General features: G+C 51.7%; 28 protein-coding genes and 1 tRNA gene. 13 read left to right on the plus strand and 16 right to left on the minus strand.

Features of this window, described 5'->3' with window-relative positions; genetic code table 11:
- Positions 1-9: 9 nt before the first annotated feature.
- From HRQ87_RS02235 to tig, 3 genes are all read left to right on the plus strand, one after another.
- Positions 10-1,626, plus strand: a complete 1,617-nt coding sequence (locus HRQ87_RS02235; RefSeq protein WP_174134759.1) for an NAD(P)H-hydrate dehydratase — start codon at positions 10-12, stop codon at positions 1,624-1,626.
- A gap of 116 nt (positions 1,627-1,742) precedes the next feature.
- Positions 1,743-1,827: transfer RNA gene (locus HRQ87_RS02240), tRNA-Leu, on the plus strand.
- Between the two features lie 24 nt (positions 1,828-1,851).
- Positions 1,852-3,183 (plus strand): trigger factor, encoded by a 1,332-nt coding sequence (gene tig, locus HRQ87_RS02245; protein ID WP_174134761.1) that lies wholly within the window; start codon positions 1,852-1,854, stop codon positions 3,181-3,183.
- A 3-nt stretch (positions 3,184-3,186) separates the two neighbouring features.
- On the opposite strand, the gene HRQ87_RS02250 is transcribed toward tig, so the two are convergent.
- On the minus strand, positions 3,187-3,621 hold the full coding sequence (locus HRQ87_RS02250) for a DMT family transporter (protein ID WP_174134763.1): 435 nt from the start codon (positions 3,619-3,621) through the stop codon (positions 3,187-3,189).
- 94 nt (positions 3,622-3,715) lie between these two features.
- On the opposite strand from HRQ87_RS02250, the gene HRQ87_RS02255 reads away from it, so the two are divergent.
- On the plus strand, positions 3,716-4,108 hold the full coding sequence (locus HRQ87_RS02255; RefSeq protein ID WP_174134765.1) for a c-type cytochrome: 393 nt from the start codon (positions 3,716-3,718) through the stop codon (positions 4,106-4,108).
- Between the two features lie 11 nt (positions 4,109-4,119).
- Here HRQ87_RS02255 and HRQ87_RS02260 read toward each other — a convergent pair whose 3' ends face one another.
- From HRQ87_RS02260 to HRQ87_RS02285, 6 genes are all read right to left on the minus strand, one after another.
- On the minus strand, positions 4,120-4,566 hold the full coding sequence (locus HRQ87_RS02260) for a flavodoxin family protein (RefSeq protein ID WP_246251638.1): 447 nt from the start codon (positions 4,564-4,566) through the stop codon (positions 4,120-4,122).
- Positions 4,567-4,657: 91 nt separating this feature from the next.
- A complete protein-coding gene (locus HRQ87_RS02265) occupies positions 4,658-5,434 on the minus strand; it encodes a gamma-glutamyl-gamma-aminobutyrate hydrolase family protein (protein ID WP_174134769.1) in 777 nt (258 codons plus the stop codon).
- A gap of 92 nt (positions 5,435-5,526) precedes the next feature.
- A complete protein-coding gene (locus HRQ87_RS02270; protein WP_174134771.1) occupies positions 5,527-5,955 on the minus strand; it encodes a GlcG/HbpS family heme-binding protein in 429 nt (142 codons plus the stop codon).
- A 10-nt stretch (positions 5,956-5,965) separates the two neighbouring features.
- Positions 5,966-8,119: a malate synthase G gene (locus tag HRQ87_RS02275; RefSeq protein WP_174134772.1), complete on the minus strand. Its 2,154-nt coding sequence runs from the start codon at positions 8,117-8,119 to the stop codon at positions 5,966-5,968.
- A gap of 101 nt (positions 8,120-8,220) precedes the next feature.
- Positions 8,221-8,382 (minus strand): DUF2256 domain-containing protein, encoded by a 162-nt coding sequence (locus HRQ87_RS02280; protein WP_174134774.1) that lies wholly within the window; start codon positions 8,380-8,382, stop codon positions 8,221-8,223.
- On the minus strand, positions 8,379-9,905 hold the full coding sequence (locus HRQ87_RS02285; protein WP_174134776.1) for an FAD-binding domain-containing protein: 1,527 nt from the start codon (positions 9,903-9,905) through the stop codon (positions 8,379-8,381). The genes HRQ87_RS02280 and HRQ87_RS02285 overlap by 4 nt, the downstream gene beginning before the upstream one ends.
- Positions 9,906-10,042: 137 nt before the next feature.
- On the opposite strand from HRQ87_RS02285, the gene HRQ87_RS02290 reads away from it, so the two are divergent.
- Positions 10,043-10,297, plus strand: coding sequence for a hypothetical protein (locus HRQ87_RS02290; protein WP_174134778.1), 255 nt, complete (start codon positions 10,043-10,045; stop codon positions 10,295-10,297).
- 10 nt (positions 10,298-10,307) lie between these two features.
- Here the strand turns inward: HRQ87_RS02290 and HRQ87_RS02295 are convergent, their stop codons facing one another.
- From HRQ87_RS02295 to HRQ87_RS02305, 3 genes are all read right to left on the minus strand, one after another.
- Complete coding sequence (locus tag HRQ87_RS02295; protein ID WP_174134309.1) at positions 10,308-10,469, minus strand: hypothetical protein; 162 nt, start codon at positions 10,467-10,469, stop codon at positions 10,308-10,310.
- Between the two features lie 73 nt (positions 10,470-10,542).
- Positions 10,543-11,232: a helix-turn-helix transcriptional regulator gene (locus tag HRQ87_RS02300; protein ID WP_174134780.1), complete on the minus strand. Its 690-nt coding sequence runs from the start codon at positions 11,230-11,232 to the stop codon at positions 10,543-10,545.
- Positions 11,232-11,609 carry a VOC family protein gene (locus HRQ87_RS02305; RefSeq protein WP_174134782.1) on the minus strand — a complete coding sequence of 126 codons (378 nt, stop codon included), beginning with the start codon at positions 11,607-11,609 and terminating at the stop codon, positions 11,232-11,234. Before HRQ87_RS02305 ends, HRQ87_RS02300 begins: the two co-directional genes overlap by 1 nt.
- Before the next feature lie 98 nt (positions 11,610-11,707).
- On the opposite strand from HRQ87_RS02305, the gene pepN reads away from it, so the two are divergent.
- The 4 genes from pepN (at position 11,708) to HRQ87_RS02325 (ending at position 16,394) form a co-directional block, all read left to right on the plus strand.
- Positions 11,708-14,260 carry an aminopeptidase N gene (pepN, locus tag HRQ87_RS02310; protein WP_174134784.1) on the plus strand — a complete coding sequence of 851 codons (2,553 nt, stop codon included), beginning with the start codon at positions 11,708-11,710 and terminating at the stop codon, positions 14,258-14,260.
- A 35-nt stretch (positions 14,261-14,295) separates the two neighbouring features.
- Positions 14,296-14,826: a hypothetical protein gene (locus HRQ87_RS02315; RefSeq protein ID WP_174134786.1), complete on the plus strand. Its 531-nt coding sequence runs from the start codon at positions 14,296-14,298 to the stop codon at positions 14,824-14,826.
- 75 nt (positions 14,827-14,901) lie between these two features.
- Positions 14,902-15,441 (plus strand): hypothetical protein, encoded by a 540-nt coding sequence (locus HRQ87_RS02320; RefSeq protein WP_174134788.1) that lies wholly within the window; start codon positions 14,902-14,904, stop codon positions 15,439-15,441.
- Positions 15,442-15,536: 95 nt separating this feature from the next.
- Positions 15,537-16,394 (plus strand): lysophospholipid acyltransferase family protein, encoded by an 858-nt coding sequence (locus tag HRQ87_RS02325; protein WP_174134790.1) that lies wholly within the window; start codon positions 15,537-15,539, stop codon positions 16,392-16,394.
- Between the two features lie 222 nt (positions 16,395-16,616).
- Here HRQ87_RS02325 and HRQ87_RS02330 read toward each other — a convergent pair whose 3' ends face one another.
- Positions 16,617-17,492: an Abi family protein gene (locus HRQ87_RS02330; RefSeq protein WP_174134792.1), complete on the minus strand. Its 876-nt coding sequence runs from the start codon at positions 17,490-17,492 to the stop codon at positions 16,617-16,619.
- Positions 17,493-17,962: 470 nt separating this feature from the next.
- Between HRQ87_RS02330 and HRQ87_RS20625 the strand changes: the two genes are divergently transcribed.
- Positions 17,963-18,145, plus strand: coding sequence for a winged-helix domain-containing protein (locus HRQ87_RS20625; protein ID WP_425501503.1), 183 nt, complete (start codon positions 17,963-17,965; stop codon positions 18,143-18,145).
- A gap of 189 nt (positions 18,146-18,334) precedes the next feature.
- Here the strand turns inward: HRQ87_RS20625 and HRQ87_RS02340 are convergent, their stop codons facing one another.
- On the minus strand, positions 18,335-18,934 hold the full coding sequence (locus tag HRQ87_RS02340; protein ID WP_174134796.1) for a transglycosylase SLT domain-containing protein: 600 nt from the start codon (positions 18,932-18,934) through the stop codon (positions 18,335-18,337).
- A gap of 124 nt (positions 18,935-19,058) precedes the next feature.
- On the opposite strand from HRQ87_RS02340, the gene gatB reads away from it, so the two are divergent.
- The 3 genes from gatB to HRQ87_RS02355 all read left to right on the plus strand — a co-directional run bounded on the left by gatB (position 19,059) and on the right by HRQ87_RS02355 (position 22,318).
- The gene (gatB, locus tag HRQ87_RS02345; protein ID WP_174134798.1) at positions 19,059-20,570 is read left to right on the plus strand and encodes an Asp-tRNA(Asn)/Glu-tRNA(Gln) amidotransferase subunit GatB; all 1,512 of its coding nucleotides are present in this window, start codon (positions 19,059-19,061) and stop codon (positions 20,568-20,570) included.
- 430 nt (positions 20,571-21,000) lie between these two features.
- Entirely contained in the window at positions 21,001-21,699 is a 699-nt protein-coding gene (locus HRQ87_RS02350; RefSeq protein ID WP_174134800.1) for a pirin family protein, read from the plus strand.
- A 148-nt stretch (positions 21,700-21,847) separates the two neighbouring features.
- Entirely contained in the window at positions 21,848-22,318 is a 471-nt protein-coding gene (locus HRQ87_RS02355; protein WP_174134802.1) for a hypothetical protein, read from the plus strand.
- 90 nt (positions 22,319-22,408) lie between these two features.
- On the opposite strand, the gene HRQ87_RS02360 is transcribed toward HRQ87_RS02355, so the two are convergent.
- The 4 genes from HRQ87_RS02360 to HRQ87_RS02375 are packed head-to-tail and all read right to left on the minus strand — an operon-like array spanning position 22,409 to position 25,077.
- A complete protein-coding gene (locus tag HRQ87_RS02360; RefSeq protein WP_174134804.1) occupies positions 22,409-23,437 on the minus strand; it encodes a MaoC family dehydratase in 1,029 nt (342 codons plus the stop codon).
- Positions 23,438-23,641 carry a DUF1737 domain-containing protein gene (locus HRQ87_RS02365; RefSeq protein ID WP_174134806.1) on the minus strand — a complete coding sequence of 68 codons (204 nt, stop codon included), beginning with the start codon at positions 23,639-23,641 and terminating at the stop codon, positions 23,438-23,440.
- Position 23,642: 1 nt separating this feature from the next.
- Positions 23,643-24,209, minus strand: coding sequence for an NnrU family protein (locus HRQ87_RS02370; RefSeq protein WP_174134808.1), 567 nt, complete (start codon positions 24,207-24,209; stop codon positions 23,643-23,645).
- A 22-nt stretch (positions 24,210-24,231) separates the two neighbouring features.
- Positions 24,232-25,077 (minus strand): HpcH/HpaI aldolase/citrate lyase family protein, encoded by an 846-nt coding sequence (locus HRQ87_RS02375; protein WP_174134810.1) that lies wholly within the window; start codon positions 25,075-25,077, stop codon positions 24,232-24,234.
- Positions 25,078-25,132 lie beyond the last annotated feature (55 nt).

Genomic DNA, 25,132 nt, shown 5'->3' on the forward strand with positions numbered 1-25,132 from the left:
GGATATGGAATGATTGAACTGGTGACATCTGCCCAAATGCGCGCCATCGAACAAGCCGCGATAAAAAGCGGGGACGTCACAGGCCTTGAGCTGATGGAGCGCGCAGGCCGCGGTGTTTTCGACGCGGTTTTCGAAGAATGGCCCGAACTGGCAAAGACATCCCACCGCACAGTTGTTCTGTGCGGCCCCGGCAATAACGGCGGCGATGGTTTTGTCGTGGCACGACTGCTGAAGGAATGGGGATGGGAGGTCGAGGTTTTTCTGTACGGTGATCCTGAGAAATTACCGCCGGATGCGCGGGTGAATTATGAGCGGTGGGGTGAGTTAGGGCAGGTCGCAGCGCTTACGAAAGACGCGTTTGCAGCGTCCGTTGAACGGGCTTTGAGTAAAGCAGATTATCACCCGGACTCTATGGATGATAACCGTGGACCAACAACTGTTTATATAGACGCACTTTTCGGAACCGGTTTTACACGTGGTTTCGACGATGATCTGCTCGCTGTAAGACGCGAATGGCACGATTTATGCTATGAATATAGCGTCGCCGTGGATATCCAATCAGGGCTTTGTGCTGACAGCGGCTTTCCGATCAAGTCTGACTGTTTTTTCAGCAAACTGGTGGTGACTTTCGGATTCGCTAAGGTTGGGCATTATCTGGGTCAAGATCATTACGATGTCGAAAAACTGAAGATCGTAGATCTGGATCTTTCCGCTGGTAATTTGCGCGATGATCCTATTGTCAACTTATTCGACGAATGGAATTTAGAGCTGGATTTGAAGGGTTTCTTTGAAGACGGCCTTCAAAAATCTCAGCGTACTCACAAATATGGCCACGGTCACGCCCTGGTCCTGTCGGGCCCATCCGGTCAAACCGGTGCGGCGCGGTTGGCGGCGCGGGGGGCGCTGCGGATCGGTGCCGGGTTGGTGACTGTTGGCTGTCCGCCGGATGCTTTGGTCGAAAACGCCACTCAGCTGACGGCTATCATGCTAAAGCCCGTGGCCGATGGCACGGCGCTGACCAAAATCCTGAAAGACGACCGCCTTAACGCCCTTTGCATCGGTCCGGGTCTTGGGATTAGCGATGACACCCGACGCCTTGTTTCGGCAGCTTTGAAAAGCGGTCGCGCCACAGTTCTTGACGCCGATGCGCTAACCATCCTGTCGCAGAATCCTGACCTTTTCGACCTGCTTCATAAAAACTGCGTTCTAACACCCCACGCCGGTGAATTCGCCCGCCTTTTCCCTGACATAGCTGAAAAGCTCAACGCGCCCGCAACCACCGGCCCCGCCTATTCCAAGGTCAATGCCACACGCGACGCGGCCAAGCGTGCGGGTTGCACAATTTTGTTCAAAGGCCCAGATACCGTGATCGCCAGTCCTGACGGCAGCGCCTCGATCAACTCGGCGCAATATGAACGCGCCGCCCCATGGCTGGCCACCGCCGGGTCGGGCGACGTGCTTGCGGGTTTTATTACAGGGTTGTTGGCCCGTGGTTTTCAACCCATGCAAGCCGCCGAAACCGCCGCTTGGCTGCATGTAGAATGTGCGCTTCAATTCGGCCCAGGATTGATCGCCGAAGACCTGCCCGAACAGTTACCTGGCGTTTTTCGCAGCCTTGGGATGTAATTCGAACAGATTTACATGATTTTTCTCTCGCATCTGGTAAAAACCTTTGCTAGAGACGCCGGAAATCGGGGTGGCCCTGCGCTTCGCGCAAGAATCGGGGCTGCCTTGTTGGTTTTGCGGGTGTGGCGAAATTGGTAGACGCACTAGATTTAGGTTCTAGCGCCGCAAGGCGTGGGGGTTCAAGTCCCTCCACCCGCACCAAATTAATGTGAGAAGGATAATAGAATGCAGGTCACCGAGACCCTGAACGACGGCCTCAAGCGTGGCTATTCCATAGTCGTCACCGCGGGCGAGCTTGACGAGAAAGTCAATGAAAAGCTGGTCGAGGCGCAGCCTGATGTCGAGATGAAGGGCTTTCGCAAGGGTAAGGTGCCCATGGCGCTGCTGAAAAAGCAGTTTGGACAACGCTTGTTGGGTGAAGCCATGCAGGAAACCATCGACGGCGCGATGACCAAGCATTTTGAAGACAGCGGTGATCGCCCCGCCATGCAGCCCGAGGTCAAAATGACCAATGAGGACTGGAAAGAAGGCGAAGATATCCACGTCGATTTAAGCTATGAAGCCCTGCCTGAAATTCCTGAGGTCGATATGAAATCGATCAAACTGGAAAAACTTGTGGTTAAGGCAGACGATGCTGAAGTTGATGAAGCATTGAAAAATCTGGCTGAAACGGCCCAAGACTTTGATGATCGCAAAAAAGGATCAAAAGCGAAGGATGGTGATCAGATTGTGATCGATTTCCTTGGTAAAGTCGACGGCGAAGCCTTTGAAGGTGGTGCTGCTGATGACTATCCGCTTGTTTTGGGATCAAACAGCTTTATTCCTGGTTTTGAAGATCAGCTTGTCGGCGCAAAAGTTGATGACGAGGTCGAAGTTAAAGTTACTTTCCCCGAAGAATACGGTGCCGCCAATCTAGCGGGCAAAGACGCTGTTTTCACTTGTAAAGTCAAAGCCGTCAAAGCTCCGAAAGCGGCTGAAATCAATGACGAACTGGCCAAGAAATTTGGTGCAGAGGACCTTGCTGGTCTAAAAGCTCAAATTGGTGAACGGCTTGAAGCTGAATTTGCCGGCGCTGCCCGCGCTGTGATGAAGCGATCTTTGCTGGACGCGTTGGACAAAAAAGTCAGTTTTGAACTGCCACCTTCGTTGGTTGATGCAGAAGCTGGTCAAATTGCGCACCAACTATGGCACGAAGATAACCCCGACGTCGAAGGTCACGATCATCCCGAAATTGAAACGACGGATGAACATAAGAAATTGGCAGATCGTCGCGTGAAACTGGGCTTGCTGTTAGCAGAGCTTGGGCAGAAGGCCGAAGTTCAGGTGTCTGACGCGGAAATGACGCAAGCGATTATGAATCAGGCGCGTCAATACCCGGGCCAAGAACGCCAGTTTTTTGAATTCGTGCAGCAAAATGCGCAAATGCAGCAACAGCTACGTGCGCCGTTGTTCGAAGACAAAGTGATCGACTATATCTTTGAACTGGCAAAAGTCAGCGAAAAAGAAGTCAGCAAAGACGATCTTCAAAAAGCAGTTGAAGCGCTAGAAGAAGAATAATCTCTACGCTTTTTGCGTTATGAAAACACCAAGCGCCATAAGTGCAATTCCGGCTGCACGTGTGGCGCTTAATTGTGTCTGGACTGCTGTAAATAGACCAAAATGGTCTATGGCAGCCGCCGAAATCAACTGACCCAGCAAAACAAAGAACACGGCATTGCCGACCCCAAAATGCGGGGCGATATAGGTGATGGTTAATACGTAAAATGCAATCAAAACACCGGCCAGCAAAAGATACTTTGGCGCTGATATGATCTTTGTCACGGCTTGTGGTCCGGTAATAATGGTTACAATCGCCGTTACGCAAAGTGCGACGACAAATAATATAAATGCGGCTGCAGCCGGTGATCCGATCCGCGTCCCAAGGGCTGCATTCAGGGCTGCAAGAACCGGAATGCCGATCCCTGCGGCAAGCATCGTGATGGCATAGATCGGCATGGCTTATCCTTTATTTCCCCAAACTGACTAAGATCAAAGTCAACATTAACATACCGGTCTAACATGTCTTTGACACTGACAGAATGGAGGCAATATGTTCACCCGATTTGTAGTCACATTCGTACTTTCTGCTATGCCGGTTTTGGCCCAGAATATTGATGAAGGCCGTCAGATTTTCTTGCAAAATTGCGCAACCTGTCATGGTGTATCTGCGCGTGGTGACGGCCCTATGACGGGTGCTTTGACGACTCAGCCCCCTGATCTGACACAACTGAATGCCAATAACGAAGGGGTTTTTCCGCGCGTCCGTGTTGTGTTCCGTATTGATGGACGTGATCCTATCATGTCGCATGGTGGCCCCATGCCGATGTTTGGATATATGCTGGATGGTAAAAGTGCGGCCATGGATGCCGAAGATGGCACGCCCATTTTGACCAGTGAAATGATGGTCGATATCGTCAGCTATTTGGAAAGCATCCAGCGCTAGTGCCGCTTTTGCTAGTTCATCATCTCGGCCAGTTCGGCAACACGTTTTCCGTAAAGACGTGCTGTCAAAAGCGTATTTCTATCCGGTTCACCTAGTGACACCCAAGTCATGTCATGCTGTACTGCCATCTGATTAAAGTACTGCATGGCATCCCCTTTGGTGCGATCGCGCACAGCAAAACCACCAGCGATCTTGTCTTGCCAGTCTTGGGACCAACGCTTTGCACTTTCAGCGGCAAGCTTGCGTATTTGCCAGGGCGCATCATCCTGATCGGCGGGACTGCCAAACAAAATCGCGTCTGCTGCATCAAGCGCATTCCAAATATCATCGGTGATTTCACCGTTTTCCGGAATGCGCAGCACGTTGGCATTGGCTGCCTGTGCGGCACCATCACACACAGCCTGCGCATGCTGAGCTGTGCCATGGCCTGGCACGTAAATTACTTCCACATTTGTCAAATTCTTACCCCCCAAGGCGCGAATCCACTGATTCAAACCAAACTTGGGGACAACATGCAATTGGCGAAGTATGAAAAATTGTAAACTGTTGTCATGCGCGTTTGCGGATCGGCGTATCTTGACCTGCAGCCCAGGCATAAACCGCATCGCCAAACGCTTGGAACAAGGGTCGTGAGACAGGATCATTGCAGGCATTCCATTCCGGATGCCATTGCACTGAAAGGGTAAAACCTAAGGCATTTTCGATATAGACAGCTTCTGGTGTGCCGTCAGGTGCATGGCCATCAACAACCACACCTTGTCCTGGCGACTTGATGCCCTGGCCATGCAAGGTATTTGTCATAACCTCTTGCGAACCCATCAAACGATGAAACACGCCGTTTTCTGAAAATCTGACTTTGTGGCGCAGTGCGAATTTTTCTTCCAAAGTGCCATCAGGCGGCATGCGGTGATTGTCGCGCCCCGGCAGATCGCGAATTTCGGGGTAAAGTGTGCCACCCATGGCAACGTTGACCTCTTGAAAGCCGCGACAGACACCTAAAAAGGGCTGCCCGCGTTCAACGCAAGCACGGATTAGTGGCAATGTAATCGCATCGCGCGCACGATCAAAGGCGCCGTGGGCTTCGGTTTCGGCTTCGCCATATTCATTGGGATGCACATTGGGTCGCCCGCCAGTCAGCAAAAAGCCGTCGCAAATTTCAAGTAATTCGGCGACACTGACCAACGCCGGATCTGACGGTATGACCATCGGAACTGCATTTGAGACTTGGCTAACAGCTTCAGAATTCATCGTACCGCCCGCATGCGCGGGGTACTGATCATTGATCAAATAGCTGTTGCCGATAATACCGACGATTGGGCGTGCCATGGGGTCCTCTTGTATCCATATGCCTTTATATAGCGTAAAGACGGATCAAAAAAGTCCCCATTGGCCGTGATAAGGCTGTGCTTGGACGCACATCAAGCGTCGCCGGTCAGTCCCACGCTTTCAATACCAGCCATGCCTGCGATTGCATCATTATCAGATGTATCGCCAGTGATGCCGACTGCGCCGATGACATCGCCCTTCTTATCCTTAACCAAAATGCCACCCGGCACAGGGATTACTTGGCCCCCAAAGACGCCATTCACCGCAGCCATAAAATATGCCTGCTGTTCAGCCCGTGCCATTTGCGCACCGCCAGACATGCCCAGCATAACAGCACCATAGGCTTTACCATGTGCGATCGCGAAACGCCCTGGGCTGGCACCATCTTCGCGTTCAAACGCTTTGACGTGACCGCCAGCATCCAGAACAATGACGGACAGCGGTTTCAGATCCATTTCGCGTCCTTCTGCAAGCGTTGCCCGGATAATACTTTTCGCGCGTCTTAATGAAATTTCGGCCATGTCTGTCCCTTTATTGTGCTTTAAGTTCTAGTCTGCGGGCGTGCAGAACGGGTTCTGTGTATCCGGATGGCTGTTCGCGCCCTTTGAACACCAGATCACAAGCAGCTTTGAACGCAATCCCGTCAAAGCCGGGCGCCATTGCAGTATATGTTGCATCATCTGCATTCTGGCGATCCACAACGGCCGCCATTTTCTTCATCGCTGTCATCACCTGATCTTCGCTGACCACGCCGTGATGCAACCAGTTGGTAAGCGCCTGGCTACTGATACGGCAGGTCGCACGATCCTCCATCAAGCCCACATCATTGATATCGGGCACTTTGGAACAGCCAACACCATGATCAACCCAACGCACGACATAGCCCAGAATGCCTTGGGCGTTGTTTTCAATCTCGGCGGCGATATCGGCGTCACTTAGGTTTTCACCGTCCATCACAGGAATGGTCAGCAAGTCTTCCAGTGTGCCTCGACGACCCTGTGCCTTGATTTCATCCTGACGGGCAAAAACATCAATTTGATGATAATGCATGGCATGCAGAGTGGCCGCTGTCGGGCTTGGCACCCAGGCACAATTTGCACCCGCTTTCGGATGGCCGATCTTGGCGTCCAGCATATCGGCCATCAGGTCCGGCATCGCCCACATTCCCTTGCCGATCTGCGCCTTGCCTTGCAGTCCGCATTCCAGCCCAATATCGACGTTGCGATCCTCGTATGATGCAATCCAGGCTGTCGATTTCATCTCGCCTTTGCGCACAAAGGGTCCTGCCTCCATTGAGGTATGAATTTCATCGCCCGTACGATCCAGAAAGCCGGTGTTGATGAAAGCCACACGGGATTTAGCTGCGCGAATGCATTCTTTCAGATTGACAGAAGTGCGGCGTTCTTCGTCCATGATCCCGATTTTGACTGTATTAGCGGGCAGGCCAAGTGCCTGTTCGACATGGGTAAAAATCTGATCAGCAAAGGCCACTTCTTCGGGGCCGTGCATCTTGGGCTTCACGATATAAACAGACCCCGTCACAGAATTGCGCGGCCCTTCTGTCTTTTTCAGATCGTGCATGGCGATCATGACCGTGCACATCGCATCCAACAGACCTTCGCCGATTTCATTGCCGTCACGATCCAAAATTGCGGGGTTGGTCATCAGATGCCCCACATTGCGGACCAGCATCAGCGAACGGCATTTAACCATAAACGGCTTACCGTCTGGGCCGGCATATTCAAAATCATCGTGAAGTTTGCGGGTGATCGTTTTGTCGCCCTTTGTGACTTGTTCGGTCAGGTCGCCTTTCATAAGGCCAAGCCAATTTCGATAGGCCAGTGCCTTGTCTTCGCCATCAACAGCAGCAACGGAATCTTCGCAATCCATAATGGTTGACATCGCGGCTTCAAGATTGATGGCCGCGATACCTGCGGGATCATCTTTGCCAATCTGATTATCGGTGTTGATCAAAATTTCGATATGCAGACCGTTATTGCGCAACAGAACATGGCCCCAGTCCCCCTGGCTTGTTGCATATCCAACATATTGATCGGGGTTTTTCAGCTGTGTCGATCCGTTTGCTGTTGTCAGGATAAGTTTTGCACCAGTTTCAATGCCGGTCACATTGGCCCATTGACCATTTGTCAACGGCACTGCCTGATCCAGAAATGCCTTGGCGCGCGCGATCACACGTGCCCCGCGTTCTGTGTCATAGCCACCCGATTTCGGAAGATCACCCAATGCGTCAGTGCCGTAGAACGCATCGTAAAGCGATCCCCACCGTGCATTTGCGGCGTTCAGAGCATAGCGGGCGTTCATAATGGGAACAACAAGTTGCGCACCCGCGATTGTCGCAATTTCAGGATCAACATTCGCAGTATCGATCTGAAAATCAGGACCTTCAGGCAGCAAATAACCGATTTCTTTCAAAAAATCAGTATAGGCCGCCTGATCCAACGGCTTAGCCTTGTGTGCTTTATGCCAATCGTCGATTTTGGTTTGAAGTTCATCGCGCTTTTCCAGCAAGGCGCGGTTCTTTGGCCCCATGTCATGCACAAGATCGGACAGGCTGGCCCAAAAGTGATCCTCTGATACACCCGTTCCCGGCAAAGCCTCTTTTTCGATAAAATCAGCCAGTTGCGTGTCTATGTGCAACTCTGACCGCTGAACCCGATCCACCATCGTCACCTCCCGTTTTCATGTTAGACTGCAACCTAGGTGTCAGCGCGGTAATAGGCAACAAAGCCAAATGCTTTCACACCCAAAACTTTTTTGGTGTCGATTTAGTTTTTCTTAACTGAAGGTTTCGCCCGCTCCCGCCTGCAGCGATTACTGCAATATCGCACGTCACCCCAGACCTTTTCCCATTTTTTGCGCCATGTGAATGGCAATCCACAAGTCGCACATACCTTTTGCGGAAGATCAGATTTTTTGCGTTGCTTCATAGGTCAAGTTTCAGTTGTGCGTCATCGGTCTTGCGGGGTTTGCGCTTGGGTGCACGGTCATCCACAAAGTTCCGCGCGCTGTCTTTGCGGCTTGCGTGTTTTTCAACAATCTGTGCGGCCTCATTTTGGAAATGGTCGCCCTTTCGCACTGCCCAAACTTTATCGCGGGCAGTGGCTGCGGCGGATTTCACATCGACAATAGGATTTGGATATTTGCGCCCCAGCACCTTGGCCGCATTTTCCCATCTCCAGGGTTCTTGCAAAAACTGATCAGGCACATCCGCCAGTTCCGGTACCCAACGGCGGGTAAAGACACCTGTTGGGTCCTGATCATACCCTTGTTTGACCGGGTTATAGATGCGGATCGTGTTCATGCCTGTTGTGCCCGCCTGCATCTGACATTGCGACCAATGAATGCCGGGTTCGTAATCGGTAAACATCCGCGCCAGATGTGGTCCGCTGCTGCGCCAATCCAACCACAGGTGATACGAAGCCACCGCCATCAACATCGACCGCATTCGAAAATTCAACCAGCCTGTCGCATTCAGATAGCGCATACAAGCATCGACAAAAGGCAGCCCCGTTTCGCCCGTTTCCCATGCTTGCAGTCGTGTTGCATCCGGTGTTCTGGGGCGCTGATTTTCATAGGCCGAATGCAGGCAATGGGTTTCAATCCTGGGCGCATCTTCCAACTTTTGCATAAAATGATCGCGCCAGGCCAAACGGCTTGTGAAAGATTTCAGCGATCCAGCCCATCCGTCCCGTGTGCCTTTGACTTCGATCTTGCGCGCGCTGGCCACTTGAACGGTTTCGCGCATCGACAGTGTTCCAACGGCCAGATGTGGGGACAATCGGGAACAAGCCCATTCGCCTTGAACCGGGGATGACATCGCTTTGCGATAGGTCAAACCGCGTTTGGTCAAAAACCCATCTAGCAATGTCAGCGCACTGTCACGCCCACCCGGTTGGCGTTCGGGGAATGTGTCTGTCACTAACCCCAGGTCGCGGGCCGATGGAATTGCGCCTGCGTCAATGGGAATACCCTTCAGGGTTTTCGGGGTGTTTACACAAGGTTGTCTGACGAATTTTTCCCGTCTTGCAGCCCAGCCATCCCGCCCGGGCAATCGCCGCACAACGCCGGATTGCTGGTATTCATCCCATTGGATACTTTTCTGACGTGCCCAAGCCGCAACACGCTGGTCGCGTCGGAATGTCCATAAATTACCGGTTTCTTCGTGACTGACCATATGTATCAGTTCGTGTTGATGGTGCAATGAATTTAAAACATCCAGCACATCCCCAACCCGCACAATCAATGGCGCGCCAAGCTGGGCCAAATCGCCGCGCAAGCTCTGCAAGCTTTCAGCAATAAATTGATACTGCCGGGCTGATGTATCAGGTAATTGCCAATATTCAGGTTCAACCACGAACAGTGGTATTATGGAAATATCGCCGTTGATCGAAGCCAATGCAGGATGATCATAGATCCGTAAATCGCGCTTAAACCATAAAAGAGTTGTCATGACCCACAGATAACCCGCTTGAAAATGATGTCATCCATCACAGCAAAAATATCACGTTCGTACCGAAGTTATTTAGATGCCGCTGGGCAGTATTATTCATATTTGTTACCCACTGCGAAAATATCAGGGACGGTGGAATGGAACGTATTTATAGTCTTATCGGTGCAGTCACACTTGGTGGCGCACTTGGGTATCTGGGATTTATGCTGTTTTCAGGCACGCCAGCTTTTAGTGGCAATCGCAAAGCACAGATGTTTTTGCAGGTTCAGGACTGGCTTATCAGCAAATTGGGCATGACGAATGCCGGTCTGCTGCTGATGGGTCTTGGTGCTGCGGCCGCAATTTACTTCATCTGGGCTGCCTTTTCTTCAGATGATGAAGAAAAGGTATAGAATTAGACAGTTATTCTATACCGGCCAGTGATGCTTCTTGACCGGAATAAAAGGTCCAGCCCAAAAGCGCAGCCAGTAATATAAGGGCAAAAACGACGACAACAGCGATACCGATCAGGGATCCGCTGTGTCTTTTTTCTTGCTTTTCAATATTCGTATTTGGCGCAGACATACTATGCCTCCTTTGGATGATTTAAATCACATTCGATCCCAAAACGCATGAAATCTGAAAAAGTTCATTATTTTTATGGTTGCAGATCATCGCACTCCATGTGGTGGTAAAATGCGATCAAGGATTTATTCCGTTCGGCGCGGAAGATTCCCATTGGTTTGGTGGTGTAAATGCGATCCACCCGAAACATTCGAAAATCTTCGCGCAACTCGCACCAGGCCACCAACGTCCAGACCTTGCCCCAGAACCAAAGACCCAAGGGCCGTATACACCGGGTTGACCCAACGCCATCCGCATCGGCATAAGTTATTTCCAGTCGTTCAAGCTGTTCGATAGCGGCTTCAATCTGATCAATCCTGTCGCGCAGTTCAGGGTTCATCTCTGGGGCGATTGCATGGATCTGGACGTGTTTCAGTCTGTGGCGTCCCTCATCGGGCAAAACAGCTTCGATCTTGATCAGGGCTTCTTGGGCCGCGCACGCCATAGACACGCCACCCCATGCCTTAACCAGTCGGGCACCGGCGACAAGTGCTGTAATCTCGTCTTGTGAAAACATCAAAGGCGGCAGATCAAAGCCGCCCTGCATCACGTATCCCACACCCGCTTCGCCTATAATCGGAACGCCGCTGGCTTGCAGATCAACAATGTCGCGGTAAATCGTGCGGGTCGAAACCTCGTGCAATTCTGATAATTTTTCAGCCGTGATCAGCCGACCGCCACGTAGATCCTGAACAATCCTGAAAAGACGGTCGGCGCGGCGCATCAGGTGACCTCAAAGAAACCGACAGAATTGCCGTCTAGATCTTCGATATAGAAAAAGCGTCCACTAGGTATGGGAATAGCAGGGGATAAAACCTGCCCACCTGCTTTTTTTACGCGCTTCATGGTATCTTCCAGTGTATCTGGCGTTATCAGGTGAACCGTTGACCCTGTGCCCCTAGGCGCGGGCTTACCAGGATAAAGATGGCCCGCAATGCCTTTGTCATCTTCTTTTGTCACGAAAAACGCCACTGGGTTTGGCCCCGTTTCATCCAACCGCAGTTTGGTTAACAGGACATCTTCGTAAAATTTGGTCGCACGCGCCATGTCAGTCACCGGAATTTCGATCCAGACTGTAAAATGATCAGGATGGAATGTCATCAATTGCTCCTTAAGTTATAACGTGACACATCAATGGCACAGGCCTGCTGACAGCGTTCTGTCAGCATGGTGTCAGGATTGAAATAGAAAGGGCCAAGATGCGCACCGATACGCCTCAGACGATTTATCTTGCTGACTACACGCCACCTGCTTTTCTGGTGGATGCGGTTCATCTGACCTTTCGTCTTGATCCGAATGCGACGCGCGTCATCAGCCGGATCGAATTTCGTCCGAACCCTGATGCGACATCACAGGATTTTATGCTGCACGGCGAACATCTGAAGCTGATCTGGGCCAAAGTCGACGGTCAGGATGTTCAGACCAATCTGACAGGCGACAGTCTAAAGCTGGATGTACCCAACGCACCATTCATCTGGGAGGCCGAGGTTGAAATCAGCCCCGCCACCAACACCGCACTTGAAGGTCTTTATATGTCGCGCGGTATGTATTGCACCCAGTGTGAGGCCGAAGGGTTTCGCAAGATCACCTATTACCCCGATCGCCCCGATGTGATGGCCGTATTCACTGTACGCATTGAAGGCAACCTGCCGGTACTATTGTCGAACGGCAACGCAGTGGCGCAGGGCGAAGGTTGGGCAGAATGGCACGATCCATGGCCCAAGCCCGCCTATCTGTTTGCGCTGGTTGCGGGCGATCTGATTGCGAAGTCCGATACATTCACCACGCGGTCCGGCAGGCAGGTCGATCTGAACCTGTATGTCCGCCCGGGGGACGAACACAAGTGCGATTTCGGGCTGGATGCGCTGAAACGGTCCATGGTCTGGGACGAAAATTTCTATAACGCTGAATATGATCTGGATATCTTTAACATCGTCGCTGTGGACGACTTCAATATGGGCGCAATGGAAAACAAGGGGCTGAATATCTTCAACTCTGCCGCCGTGCTGGCATCGCCTGAAACCTCAACCGATGCCAACTATGAACGGATTGAGGCGATCATTGCCCATGAGTATTTCCATAACTGGACGGGTAATCGGATCACTTGCCGCGACTGGTTTCAGCTTTGCCTGAAAGAGGGTCTGACCGTTTTCCGCGACCAGCAGTTCACCGCAGATGAACGCAGTGCGGCTGTTGCACGGATCAACGATGTGATGGCGTTGCGTGGGCGTCAATTCCGCGAAGATAACGGACCACTGGCACACCCCGTGCGGCCCGAAAGCTTTGTCGAGATCAACAATTTCTATACCGCCACGGTCTATGAAAAAGGGGCCGAGCTTATCCGGATGCTCAAAACGCTTGTGGGTGATCAGGATTACTACAAAGCGCTTGATCTGTATTTCCGCCGTCACGACGGTCAGGCTTGCACAATCGAAGATTGGCTGAAGGTTTTCGAAGACACCACAGGGCGCGATCTGACCCAATTCAAACGCTGGTATTCGCAGGCCGGAACACCGCGGTTAAAGGTGAGTGAGGCATTTGAAAATGGTGCCTATACGCTAACCTTCCGCCAGAATACGCCACCCACGCCAGGGCAAGAGGCCAAGCAACCGGTTGTCATCCCCATCGCGGTTGGGCTGCTGAACCCGGATGGGGGCGAGGTCGTGGAAACCCAGGTGCTTGAGATGACTGAGGCCGAACAAAGTTTCAGCTTCGATGGCCTTGGGGCAAAGCCCATTCCATCCATTCTGCGCGGATTTTCTGCCCCGGTCATTCTTGAAACAGACGGGATTGGCGATAATGCTGCCTTCCTTCTGGCCCATGATACAGACCCGTTCAACAAATGGGAATCCGGTCGCGCGCTGGCCCGTAGGACCCTGATCGACATGATCACCAAAGGTGCGGCGCCCGATCAAGCATTCCTTGATGCGCTGTTGGCGGTTTTGCGGGATGATAGCCTTGATCCGGCTTTTCGTGCGCTTGTTATGCGCCTGCCGACACAGGATGAACTGGCACAAACCTTGTTTGACATGGGGCACACGCCCGATCCGATGGCGATTTATCAGGCGCTTGAAACGCTGCGCCAGACAATGGCACAGCATATGCAGGACGCTCTTCCGCGGATCTATGCAGCAATGCATGTCGGTGGCTCCTACTCCCCCGATGCCGAAGCGGCGGGAAAACGGGCCTTGGGCAATACTGTTTTATCCTTAATTTCGTTGACCGACGGCGGTGCGCAGGCGCAAAAGCAATATGATTCTGCTGACAATATGACCCAGCAATTGGCGGCATTCGGGTGCTTGTTGAATATCGATCAGTCCGACACTGCAACGCAATCATTTTATCACCAGTGGAAAGCCGACCGACTGGTCATAGACAAGTGGTTTGGCCTGCAGATTTCATATGCCGCCCCGGCAAAGGCGGCCGAGATTACTGAACACCTGACCCAGCATCCTGATTTTGACTGGAAAAACCCCAACCGGTTCCGCAGTACTTTGGGCGCATTAACGGGAAATGCTGCTGGCTTTCATCACCCAAGCGGCGCTGGATATGATCTTGTGGCAGACTGGCTGATCCGGTTGGATCCGGTCAATCCGCAGACCACCGCGCGCATGTGCACCGCATTCGAGACCTGGCGCCGTTATGACACAGATCGTCAGGCAAAGATGAAAGCCGCATTGCAAAGAATCGCAGATAAGCCCAATTTATCGCGTGATGTAACTGAAATGATGGCCCGTATATTGAACGGCTGAATGTGTACCATTCTTGACGATGTAAAGGACTGAAGATGCCATTTTTAATCGCTTTGGCGGGTATTGCCGTCGCTGCCTATTTCTTTATTTTGCGTTCCCGCAATGCCGCAAATATCGCCGGTGACATTCTAGATGCTGCTGTTGATGTAAAAAACGCGGCCCGCCGATTTGGATTCAAACGCCGGTCCAATACGCACCCAGTCGAAGATATCGATGATCCAAATATTGCGATTGCAGCGCTGGCTGTTTCTTTTCTTGAGCTGGATGATTACCCAACACAGGAACATCGCAAGGCGCTGCATCTGAATATGCAATCCACATTGGATATTTCGGCCAAAGACGCAGAAGAAATGACAGTTCTGGGTCGTTGGCTGATGAATGAATGCAATGGGCCCGACATGGCCGTGTCACGCTTGTCCCGCAAATTACATAAAATGTCTGGGGCTGCAGCTTTTACACCACTTCTAACAGTTCTTCGTGACACTTTGTCAGCTGGTGATAGTGAAATGAACGAAAAGCAACGCGATGCCTTGGATGACGTCAAACGGGCCTTTCGCATCACGTAACATCCGTTGCCGTATAAGTGAAAAGACTTTGATCCGCGCTAGCTTTAACCTGTTGCAAAAGCTCGGAGATACGTCATGCGGTACATCCTTCTTTGCCTTGTGTTGATCGCAGGCCCCTTGTTCGCGCAAGATCGCCAAGGTCGCGATACACCCGGCGAATGGATTATCACATATCATAAATCGTTCGGCCTTTGGGACAGCTTTTGTGATGAACGGATCACTGGGGATGTCTTGGAACAGCGTTGCTATGTTCGCTATGTTGATGTCTTTTCGCAAAAACCCGATTTTGCCGCGCAGTTCTTTTTCCTGACGCTTGAAGGTCTTGAGTTTGGGATTGAACGCGGCACACGCTTTAATGAAGACGGGTTTAAAATTGTCAAAGATGATCAGACGATTTGGGTGAATACCAATCCATCCTGTTTACGCGGCAAGGATTGCACCTTTGCCGGACCCGCTGCGGCAGAGTTACTTGACCTGATGCGTCAGGGGGATGCTTTGCGATTTACTTTTACCGACCGAAACGGGCTCCAGCAGGATCTAACGTGGGATTTAACCGCAATTGAGCAAATTTTGGCAAATTATCGCGCGCAATCTATCCTGCGTGGTCTGATTTAAGCTGATATCAGCCGAAATTTATGGGCTGACTTGCAGTCAGATGAAAAACACACACCTGTCATAGCAACGTTGCATTCACATGGTGTGACCTATCTATGCAGGATCGAATAGACCCACTTATCCAAGAACGCGCCCCCTGGCTTTTCAGCGATCGGCCCGGAACGCTGCTTGCGCGAAAAGCTTTGCATCAGATGCTGGGTTATGCGCGCACATTGGAACTTGCATCGGACTATCACAATCAGCCAACTGACCAGATCATGTCGCGTTTGGCCAGTTTGCTGGCACGCGATGTTACGGTAAGTGGGCTGGATAATATTCCCCGATATGGCGCTGCCTTAATCGTTGCCAATCATCCCACGGGTATTGCCGATGGTGTGATACTGAACCATGTGCTGAACCGGCTAAGAACGGATGCGTTTTTCTTTGCAAACGGCGACATTCTTCGGGTTTTGCCGCAAATGCAGAATATGATCGCATCTGTTGAATGGCGCGAGGAAAAGCGCACCTTGGCAAAAACACGTGCGACAATGGATTACACGCGCACTGCTGTTGGCGATGGGCGGCTTGGTGTGATCTTTCCATCAGGTCGGCTGGCCAAGCGGCGCGGGTTACGCCTGTATGAACGGCCCTGGATGGCATCGGCTGCAATGATCGCGCGTAAGTTTAATCTGCAGGTGATCCCTGTGAACATTCGGGCCCGTAATTCCGCGCTGTTCTATCTGTTTGATCTGATCCACCCGACTTTGCGGGATATCACACTGTTTCATGAAACCCTGAACAAACACCGCCAGCCGTTTCGCGTTACCATAGGTGAGCCGATTTCGGCCAAGGCACTGCCGGCGAAATCCGAAGAAGCGATCAAAACCCTGCGTGACGCCACCCTTGCCCTTGGCGGTCGCCACGCCCCGGCTGTGTCTTTGGTACAAATGACCAAACGTCCCAGCTGGGTCTGACTTTACGCGGGTTTCTGCTTTGTTAACCCTTAGGAGGGGGCTGCTCTATCCAGTTGAGCCACGGGGGCCATCTATTTGATTTAATTATGTAAATCCCATCTTGAGCGTTGAGCATATTTGCTCAGGGTAGCGTGCGGGGTAGCAAAAGTAGCATTCCGCGCGCCGCCGATGTTGTGCCTTTTGTGTCACTGGTGGTCAATAAGCCAATATTGCCTAGCGACGCTATTTCCAAATGGCACGCGTTTTCCAGTCAGTTGGAAAACCCATAGCATCCACGTTCACTGAGGCGGGGCGATTTTCGATCAGATCAACAAGCTGTGGTATCCAGCCATGTCCACCATTCGGGTCAATTTCCACCAAAAGTGCCGCCAACACTATCAGCCTCGAATAGCACCGCGTATTGTTTGTTAAGTCGGATGCGTAAGACTTGGCTTTCTTAGGTGCATTCACACGGAGTTCTGCGTTCCAAAGGCGACCATGATGGGCGCAGATGTTCCGAAGAGTGGCTATGGTTTTGTACCAAGACACGCAGATTGTTTCGTCAAAGCCGAAGCCTTTGGCAATTTCCTTGCGATATTTAAGCTCCAAGTCGGCATATAACTTCGAAAGTTGGCCGAAAGTTGAAGCCTCGGTAAGACACCAAATCGCTGGCAAATGCGGTTCGCTGTACTCGGCTTTGTAATGGGTTATAGAGAGATGTTTTCCCCTCTCTCCGAGCTGCCGCATATTTGTTACTGCGTCTTTGCTATCAAAAAATGCCTCATCATAGTAAAAGTGCGGCCCACCGTGTGCGCCCATTACATTAATGATGTGTGACCGAAGCGCGACCTCAATGCGCTCAATTGCATCAAGGCAGAGTAGTCTCAATTTTCGGTCAAAGTTGTATACGTCCACGATTTGTTCGAAAGTCGTCCCGGCTGTGAACTGTTTCGAAGCATCTTCAAACGGGCGGGTGTAGATTTTCAGGCGATAGTACCCTAAGTAAGAAAGGCACCTTACCGCATAGGGTTGATCCGCTATCACCATCCCTTTGCGCTGCATAAAGGCGATAAGGTCAGCAACTGAAAGTGCGGGTTTGTTGAATTTTCTTTTTGCCATAATGGCTTATGATTATCTTAAGCGGGCAAAAAATAAACCCCCTGGTGCGCATCGTAGAGAGGCGTGGGGGTTCTGATCACCTCCGATATGGCATCAGAATGTGTTAATACCAAGTAAATATATGTTGAGATTCCAAAGGTCCGTTATACAACAACTGCTTTAAGCAGTTGTTGTATAACGGACCTTTGAGCACTTGTCAACTCATTTTTAGAACTATAACCTTCTGTTTTAAAAGAATGTTTGTTATAGTTATTCTTGCAACATGTTGAGATAACACTATGCCCGATCCTGATACATACGTCCAGCAGCTCGAAGCGGATAAGGCCGCGCTCGAAGCACGTATAGCCGACCTCCAATCTGAGGTGCGGACAATCAACAATCTAATATATCGAAGACGTTCCCAAGGCCTGGCTGCGTCCGAAGGCGCAGCAGTGAACCTGAAGAATGCTGATCGATTGTTCTTTGAGGCGATGATCCTAGAAGCACTCAACAGTTCAAACCGTGGCCTGCGAACGGGCGAAATACATACACACATAACCAAGCGAGGATACGAGCTAAACTACAACACCTTACGCAGCTACGTAACCAAAATGCGAGATCGCGGAGTAATCAAGAAAGCCACAACTTACTCCTACTATTGGCTCCCTGCGTAGGACTTACCCAAACGGGGCCGACAAATCCGGGAAGCCGTTACCGGACGCTTCGTCGGCCCAAAACCACGGGGCAGGGGTTCCCTTGGCTAAACCATCCGATTAAAAGAAGAGCATCAAAAACCCAGTTGGCTATTTGTTGTGCGGTTTTAGCCATGTTCTGTACTTCCTAGGGCACATCACACACAGGCCCTATAAGCTGCAATAGCTTTGCGATGATGTCCATGCGGCCATGCTTTCGCGTTTTTCTGCGCTAAAGAACGGGCCCCAGTCGGCGGCCACACCACCACGATTGCCGTCTTCTTTAAAGGCCACTGCATTGTCGCGCGTAACTGTCGTTGCCATGATCCGAATGGCGCAGCTTAAATTAGCCTCGCCATTTTTCAACGCACGCCCGGATTTGGCTTTGCAGCCGTACCCTTCGGCCGTCGCTGGCGATATCTGCACCAGACCAAACCATTGTCCGCCACCGCCAACGGCCTGTGGGTTCCACGTGCTTTCATACTTCGCCAAGGCTGACAAAAGCCCAGACCAAAACGCGCGACGCTCGGCCGGGTTCGCCTCGGCATAGGCGGGGCACCATGTGTCTATATCGTTGGGAACCGTGCTGATCAGTGGCGCGCCGTGTGATTGAAGCGCACTTAGGCTTGCGCGCGTCCAATCATCCCCATCTTCATGAAAATCCCATTGCATAACAGGCAGATAGTCTTCGTCATTGTCTGACGTATCCGCCCCGCACCCAATAGGAAGCGCAAGCAAAAAGGCACAAGATATCATCTTTACAGTTTTCATACTGCTAACTTTGAAAACTTATGCTTGCGACACAAGTCTTTTCTGCATCTGTCGCAATCATCGGCGGGCTTGCCCCCTTGGCACGGCTGTTTTAGAACGCAGTGAAATGTAAAGGACCCGTGCCATGCTTGATCTGACATATGACACACCCAAACCCAAGGTAATTGCTGGTGCAAAGCACGATTGGGAACTTGTGATCGGGATGGAAGTCCATGCGCAGGTGTCGTCAAAGGCCAAGCTGTTTTCTGGCGCGTCTACGCAATTCGGGGCCGAGCCGAATTCGAACGTGGCATTCGTGGATGCGGGCATGCCGGGTATGTTGCCAGTGATCAATGATGGCTGCGTGGCATTGGCTGTCAAAACCGGTTTAGGACTGAAAGCGCAGATCAATTTGTGGTCAGCCTTTGACCGCAAGAACTATTTTTATCCTGATTTGCCGCAGGGTTATCAGATTTCGCAATTGTATCACCCGATCGTGGGCGAAGGCGAAGTGTTGGTCGAAATGGGTGACGGAACCGCGCGGACGGTGCGGATCGAACGGATTCATCTGGAACAGGACGCGGGCAAGTCGATCCATGATATGGACCCAGCGATGAGTTTTGTGGATTTGAACCGCACCGGCGTTGCCCTGATGGAGATTGTCAGCCGCCCCGATATCCGTGGGCCCGAAGAAGCCGCCGCCTATATTTCCAAGATGCGTCAGATACTTAGGTATCTTGGGACTTGTGATGGCAACATGCAAAACGGCAATTTGCGTGCAGACGTGAACGTATCGGTTTGCAAGCCTGGCCAGTATGAGAAGTATCAGGAAACACAGGATTTTTCCCATCTGGGCACACGGTGCGAGATCAAGAATATGAATTCAATGCGGTTCATTCAGCAGGCCATTGATCACGAGGCCCGTCGCCAGATTGCGATTTTGGAAGATGGCGGGAAAATTGACCAAGAAACAAGGCTTTACGACCCTGACAAGGGCGAAACACGGTCGATGCGATCCAAGGAAGAAGCGCATGATTACCGCTATTTCCCCGACCCCGATCTGCTGCCGCTTGAGATTGAGCAAGCCTGGGTTGATGAAATTGCCGCAGATATGCCGGAATTGCCGGATGAGAAAAAAGCGCGTTTTATCAAAGACTTCAGTCTTTCCGACTATGATGCCAGCGTATTGACGGCCGAGGCTGAAAATGCCGCGTTTTTTGAAGCCGTGGCCGACGGTCAAGACGGCAAACTGGCCGCAAACTGGGTTATCAACGAACTATTTGGTCGGTTGAAAAAAGAAGATCACGACATCACCGAAAGCCCGATCAACCCTTCGCAACTGTCTGATATAATTGAACTAATTTCTAAAGGTGAGATTTCGGGCAAGATTGCGAAAGACCTGTTTGAGATCGTTTATACCGAAGGCGGCGACCCTGCGAAAATCGTGGAAGAACGCGGTATGAAGCAGGTCACTGACACCGGTGCGATTGAGGCAGCGGTAGATAAGGTGATTGCTGAAAACCCGGCACAAGTGCAAAAAGCCAAGCAAAATCCAAAGCTTGCAGGGTGGTTTGTGGGTCAGGTGATGAAAGTCACAGGCGGCAAGGCGAACCCAAAGACCGTGAACGAAATCGTCGCCAAAAAGCTGCAAGGGTAGGCGGTTTCGTTAACGAACCCCTACCCCTGCGCACGTAGTTTTGTATATTTTGTACACGGGTTTTGTACTTAAAGTTTTGTACAAAACTTTGAAAATTTAGCGATAAGTCGTGAAAATTCCTTTTGTGTAGGAAACAGAGCTATGCACAACAAGCAGAGAAAATTTTAAGGGGCTGAATATTGCTCCCTTACTTCCGTTATTATTATTTAAAGTCAGCCATTAAATCTGCTTCTGACGAATTTAAGCCCTGAGGGCAGCGCCCGGCCCGAGGTGGGGCGCTGCCCGGTGGTGCCCGCCGGGCGGATTGGGGTGAATAGTGCTCCACCCCTTTTGCGCATTCAGGCACAGCATCGGTGCGGATGGGGCAGATTGTATCGGGGTCTTTTGTAGCCATCTTTGGGGTAACTCAGAAATTGATGGAGATATCACAATGCCTATGATTCACGACAAGGCCGTTCGGGGCCGCACTGATATGGGATGGCTGGACAGCTTTCACACATTTTCCTTTGGGCACTTCAACGACCCCGCGCGGATGGGGCACCGTGCGTTGCGGGTGATCAATGAAGATCGCGTTATTCCGGGTGCTGGCTTTGGTACGCATCCGCATGCGGATATGGATATTCTGACCTATGTAATCTCGGGCGCGTTGCGGCACGAGGATTCGATGGGCAACGGGTCGATTATTCGCCCCGGTGAGGTGCAGCATATGTCGGCGGGCACTGGCGTTATGCATTCGGAAATGAATGCGTCAGACACGGATCCGGTGCATTTTCTGCAAATCTGGATCATGCCGGACAAACGCGGCATCAAACCCAGTTATGATCAACGGTCGATTGATCAGGATGCGATGCGCAATCAGTTCGGTCTGATCGCCGGACCGATGCCGCAGGACGATGCGATTGCGTTGGCGTCGGACACGTCGCTTTATGTGGCCCGCCTGGACGATGGGCAGACCGCAACGCATAGTTTTGCCAAAGGGCGTGCCGGGTTCTTGCAAGTCACCGATGGGATCGTCGAGGTGCAGGGCGAACGTTTTTCTGCGGGCGATGGGCTGCAGTTTGACGACATTGACCTGCTTAAGGTCACAGCCCACAGTGAAGCCGAGATTCTGTTGTTTGATCTGGCATAATTGACATTACATATGGGGCAATGGTCCCCATATGTTAGCATGTTTCCACCGCTTATAGTTTCAAGCAGATATATGATATTGAAACCCCCTGTTCAGATTATATAACCCTATCAATAAAAAGAACATTTTTACTATTGGAGTTATAGAAATGATTAGATCAAGTGCGATTGCTTTTTGCACATTCATCACTTTGGCAGGCTGTGTTGAAGATCAAGGTGTAGCTGGAACAGATTATGACAATCGCATCAGCACATTAACCATACTATGCAACTCGCATTACCCATTTACGCAGGACTGCTCTAATTGGGTTGGTGCAAAACGAAAGCTAGAAATTGAAGGATTTCGTGTAAATGTTGCCGCAACAGGGGATGGTCAAACCATTCTTGTCATGGACCCAGATGGGATAGCCAGAAAAACGGTAAATGTGTTCGGGGCCTTAAATAAAGAACAAAACAAGGCCTCAAACAATTCATTTGAAGCCGTCCAAAAAGTTCTTTTGAGAAATGGAGTGAGAATAAACCGTGTGCTGCCCCTGACCTCAATGGGAAGTATCGATGGTTATATTCTAGAGCTTTCGAAAGAAGGGTATTCTTATCTGAAACCGTATACGGTGAAGTAGGATTAACCTGGTGTGTTATGCTTACACGCCCGATGAACCACGCGCAGTCCCGGATGCGATCCGGGATCTTATGTTCTGATCGCGGTGATTTTAAACCGGCATCAAGGCCCAGTAATCCAGATCCAGCAGAACATCCGGGTTGTATTTACCATCTCCGCCTTTCAGCTCAAAAGGCGCGCCTTTGGTGGCGACCAGGCGCAGGCGAATGGCGCCGACGCCTGGGGCTGACGTTTCGGCTTTGTCCAGAACTTCGGACCAAGCCTTGATCGTATCGCCACTGAAACAGGGGTTGGCGTGGGCACCTGCGTTCAGGCCCGCGATCATCTGGGCGTTGGCCAGACCATTGAAGGACAGCGCGCGCGCCACCGAAATGACATGCCCGCCATAGATCAGCCGCTGGCCGTCGGGGCGAAAGGTGGCGTCGAAATGGACCTTGGCGGTGTTTTGCCACAGACGCGTGGCCATCATGTGTTCGGCCTCTTCAATTGTGACGCCGTCGACGTGATCAATCTGTTCACCGATCTGATAATCACCCCAACGATGCGATTCACCGGCCAACGCAAAGTCGTAATCTTCAAATGTCATACCGTCGGGAATGGCCAGATCGCTTGCGGCGACAGATTGGGCCAGATCAGGGATAACAGTTTCGGGCGCGGGGGCGTCAAGATTGTTTTTGCGGACCATCACCCAACGGACATATTCCAGAACAATTTCATCGCGCTGATTCAAACCTTGGGTGCGGACCCACACCACACCGGTCTTCCCGTTTGAGTTCTGCTTGACCCCGATCACCCTGGACACTGATCGTAGCGTATCGCCGGGATAGACGGGCTGCGTAAAGCGCCCTTCGGCATAGCCCAGATTGGCGACCGCATTCAGTGATATATCAGGAACGGTCTTGCCAAACACGATGTGGAACGCGGCCAGATCATCAATGGGGGCTGCAGGCAGACCGCAGTTGCGCGCAAATTCGTCAGAAGAATAAAGCGCATGGCGGGCAGGATAAAGCGCATGGTACAGTGCGCGTTCACCCCCCGATATAGTGCGCGGAACGGCGTGGTGGATCACGTCGCCAACGGCGTAGTCTTCGAAAAAGCGGCCCGCGTTGGTTTTGGTCATTTATTGTTCGCCCAGTTTTATGTCGGGGGTATAGGTGCCGTCGGTTTCCTTGGTAACGGCCTGCCCGCAGCGCATCACATCGTTGGCGTCGTCAAAGGCATAGGTGGGGCTGCCGTACAGATCCCAGCCTTTGTTAAGCGCATCGGTGACCTTGTGACAAAAGGCGGATGTGTCGTCGGCCGTCAGCAGGCGGTATAGTTTCATGTCATCCTCCGAAAGGGTAAACGCCAAGCCAGTTGTGGATCAGGGCGACAATGGTGAACAGAACAATCGTGATGCCGATCAGCACGATTTCTTTTTTGATGGGCGCGCGTTCGGGGCGTTGCCACGGACCTTCGGCCTTATTGATGGTAATGACCGAAATAACGGCCCACGCCAGCATTGAGCCGAACAGAATGATCGCGGCCAGATCACCGTTGACCAACAGATGCGCAGTGGCCCAGATTTTAACGCCGGTCAGTTGCGGGTGGCGAATTTTGGTGCCAAGCCAGACTTTTGCCCCCTTGGCTGCACTGGCGCCATAAGTGTAAAAGGCCAGCAACATCAGAAGGTTGTTAAGATGCGTCAGAAAGAACGGGGGTTGCCAGACCGGGATATAGTCAACACCGCGATAGCCGACCACGATCAAAACAAGACTGACGATTACGCCCAGGGCCACAAAGCCTTTGCCAGGATTACCCAGCTTGGCGCGCGCATCTGGGAACCAGCGTTTGAATAGATGGACGACAAACCAACCCAGGATGCCAATGATCAAAAATGCCCAGTATAACATCGTGCCTATCCCTGTAATCGGTTCAGTTGGTTTCTATTTTGGCGATGGCTTCGGCTTTTGCCAAGGTCGCTTGGGCGGTTACAATATGAAGGTTCTCGACAATCTTTCCGTCCACGACGGCGACGCCTTGGCCTGCGGCTTTAGCCTGTTCAAAGGCGTCGATTTGACGGCGGGCCAAGTCGATTTCAGCGTCTGATGGGGCAAAGGCTGCATTTGCGATGCTAACTTGCGCGGGGTGAATCAGGGTCTTGCCATCAAAGCCCATATCGCGCCCCTGTTCGCATTCGTGGCGCAGGCCATCGTCATCCTTAAAGGCATTATAGACCCCGTCGATGGCCACAACGCCATGCGCGCGGGCCGCCAAAAGACACAGTTGCAGCGATGTCAGCAACGGTTCGCGGTCAGCGCGAAACTGGGTATTCAGATCCTTGGCCAGATCATTCGTGCCCAGAACAAAGCCCTGCAAACGGGGGTGCGCCGCGATTTCAGCTGCGTTCAGAATGCCCATGGGCGTTTCCATCATAGCCCAGATCGGAATATCAGGGATCATATCTGCGAGTGTCTGCACATTTGCGGCGCTGTTGACCTTGGGCAGCAAAACGGCGTCTGCCTTCGTTATGCTTGCTACATCATCGGCGCCCCATTCCGTATCCAGCCCATTGATGCGGATGATCCGCGCGCGTGCGCCATAATCAGTGGTTTTCAGGGTTTCAGCCAATAATACGCGCGCGTTTGCCTTTTCATCGACGGCAACCGCGTCTTCCAGATCAAAGATAATCGCATCCACTGGTAAGGTTTTTGCCTTTTCCAGCGCCCGTTCCTTCGAACCGGGAATGTACAGGACCGAACGGTAAGGGCGCGCCGTCATGGATTTGACCTTTCTGTAATATTCTTGCGCAGAACTGGCATAATTTTACAGGATT

Origin of the sequence: Parasulfitobacter algicola (genome assembly GCF_013315265.1) — a bacterium.
Classification (GTDB): domain Bacteria; phylum Pseudomonadota; class Alphaproteobacteria; order Rhodobacterales; family Rhodobacteraceae; genus Parasulfitobacter; species Parasulfitobacter algicola.

What these genes read in the sequence shown, in the direction of transcription:
- HRQ87_RS02235 (WP_174134759.1), top strand. Translation starts at nt 10, where the DNA reads ATGATTGAACTGGTGACATCTGCCCAAATGCGCGCCATCGAACAAGCC.
- tig (WP_174134761.1), top strand. Translation starts at nt 1,852, where the DNA reads ATGCAGGTCACCGAGACCCTGAACGACGGCCTCAAGCGTGGCTATTCC.
- HRQ87_RS02250 (WP_174134763.1), bottom strand. Translation starts at nt 3,621, where the DNA reads ATGCCGATCTATGCCATCACGATGCTTGCCGCAGGGATCGGCATTCCG.
- HRQ87_RS02255 (WP_174134765.1), top strand. Translation starts at nt 3,716, where the DNA reads ATGTTCACCCGATTTGTAGTCACATTCGTACTTTCTGCTATGCCGGTT.
- HRQ87_RS02265 (WP_174134769.1), bottom strand. Translation starts at nt 5,434, where the DNA reads ATGGCACGCCCAATCGTCGGTATTATCGGCAACAGCTATTTGATCAAT.
- HRQ87_RS02270 (WP_174134771.1), bottom strand. Translation starts at nt 5,955, where the DNA reads ATGGCCGAAATTTCATTAAGACGCGCGAAAAGTATTATCCGGGCAACG.
- HRQ87_RS02275 (WP_174134772.1), bottom strand. Translation starts at nt 8,119, where the DNA reads ATGGTGGATCGGGTTCAGCGGTCAGAGTTGCACATAGACACGCAACTG.
- HRQ87_RS02280 (WP_174134774.1), bottom strand. Translation starts at nt 8,382, where the DNA reads ATGAAGCAACGCAAAAAATCTGATCTTCCGCAAAAGGTATGTGCGACT.
- HRQ87_RS02285 (WP_174134776.1), bottom strand. Translation starts at nt 9,905, where the DNA reads ATGACAACTCTTTTATGGTTTAAGCGCGATTTACGGATCTATGATCAT.
- HRQ87_RS02290 (WP_174134778.1), top strand. Translation starts at nt 10,043, where the DNA reads ATGGAACGTATTTATAGTCTTATCGGTGCAGTCACACTTGGTGGCGCA.
- HRQ87_RS02295 (WP_174134309.1), bottom strand. Translation starts at nt 10,469, where the DNA reads ATGTCTGCGCCAAATACGAATATTGAAAAGCAAGAAAAAAGACACAGC.
- HRQ87_RS02300 (WP_174134780.1), bottom strand. Translation starts at nt 11,232, where the DNA reads ATGCGCCGCGCCGACCGTCTTTTCAGGATTGTTCAGGATCTACGTGGC.
- HRQ87_RS02305 (WP_174134782.1), bottom strand. Translation starts at nt 11,609, where the DNA reads ATGACATTCCATCCTGATCATTTTACAGTCTGGATCGAAATTCCGGTG.
- pepN (WP_174134784.1), top strand. Translation starts at nt 11,708, where the DNA reads ATGCGCACCGATACGCCTCAGACGATTTATCTTGCTGACTACACGCCA.
- HRQ87_RS02315 (WP_174134786.1), top strand. Translation starts at nt 14,296, where the DNA reads ATGCCATTTTTAATCGCTTTGGCGGGTATTGCCGTCGCTGCCTATTTC.
- HRQ87_RS02320 (WP_174134788.1), top strand. Translation starts at nt 14,902, where the DNA reads ATGCGGTACATCCTTCTTTGCCTTGTGTTGATCGCAGGCCCCTTGTTC.
- HRQ87_RS02325 (WP_174134790.1), top strand. Translation starts at nt 15,537, where the DNA reads ATGCAGGATCGAATAGACCCACTTATCCAAGAACGCGCCCCCTGGCTT.
- HRQ87_RS02330 (WP_174134792.1), bottom strand. Translation starts at nt 17,492, where the DNA reads ATGGCAAAAAGAAAATTCAACAAACCCGCACTTTCAGTTGCTGACCTT.
- HRQ87_RS20625 (WP_425501503.1), top strand. Translation starts at nt 17,963, where the DNA reads ATGATCCTAGAAGCACTCAACAGTTCAAACCGTGGCCTGCGAACGGGC.
- HRQ87_RS02340 (WP_174134796.1), bottom strand. Translation starts at nt 18,934, where the DNA reads ATGAAAACTGTAAAGATGATATCTTGTGCCTTTTTGCTTGCGCTTCCT.
- gatB (WP_174134798.1), top strand. Translation starts at nt 19,059, where the DNA reads ATGCTTGATCTGACATATGACACACCCAAACCCAAGGTAATTGCTGGT.
- HRQ87_RS02350 (WP_174134800.1), top strand. Translation starts at nt 21,001, where the DNA reads ATGCCTATGATTCACGACAAGGCCGTTCGGGGCCGCACTGATATGGGA.
- HRQ87_RS02355 (WP_174134802.1), top strand. Translation starts at nt 21,848, where the DNA reads ATGATTAGATCAAGTGCGATTGCTTTTTGCACATTCATCACTTTGGCA.
- HRQ87_RS02360 (WP_174134804.1), bottom strand. Translation starts at nt 23,437, where the DNA reads ATGACCAAAACCAACGCGGGCCGCTTTTTCGAAGACTACGCCGTTGGC.
- HRQ87_RS02365 (WP_174134806.1), bottom strand. Translation starts at nt 23,641, where the DNA reads ATGAAACTATACCGCCTGCTGACGGCCGACGACACATCCGCCTTTTGT.
- HRQ87_RS02370 (WP_174134808.1), bottom strand. Translation starts at nt 24,209, where the DNA reads ATGTTATACTGGGCATTTTTGATCATTGGCATCCTGGGTTGGTTTGTC.
- HRQ87_RS02375 (WP_174134810.1), bottom strand. Translation starts at nt 25,077, where the DNA reads ATGACGGCGCGCCCTTACCGTTCGGTCCTGTACATTCCCGGTTCGAAG.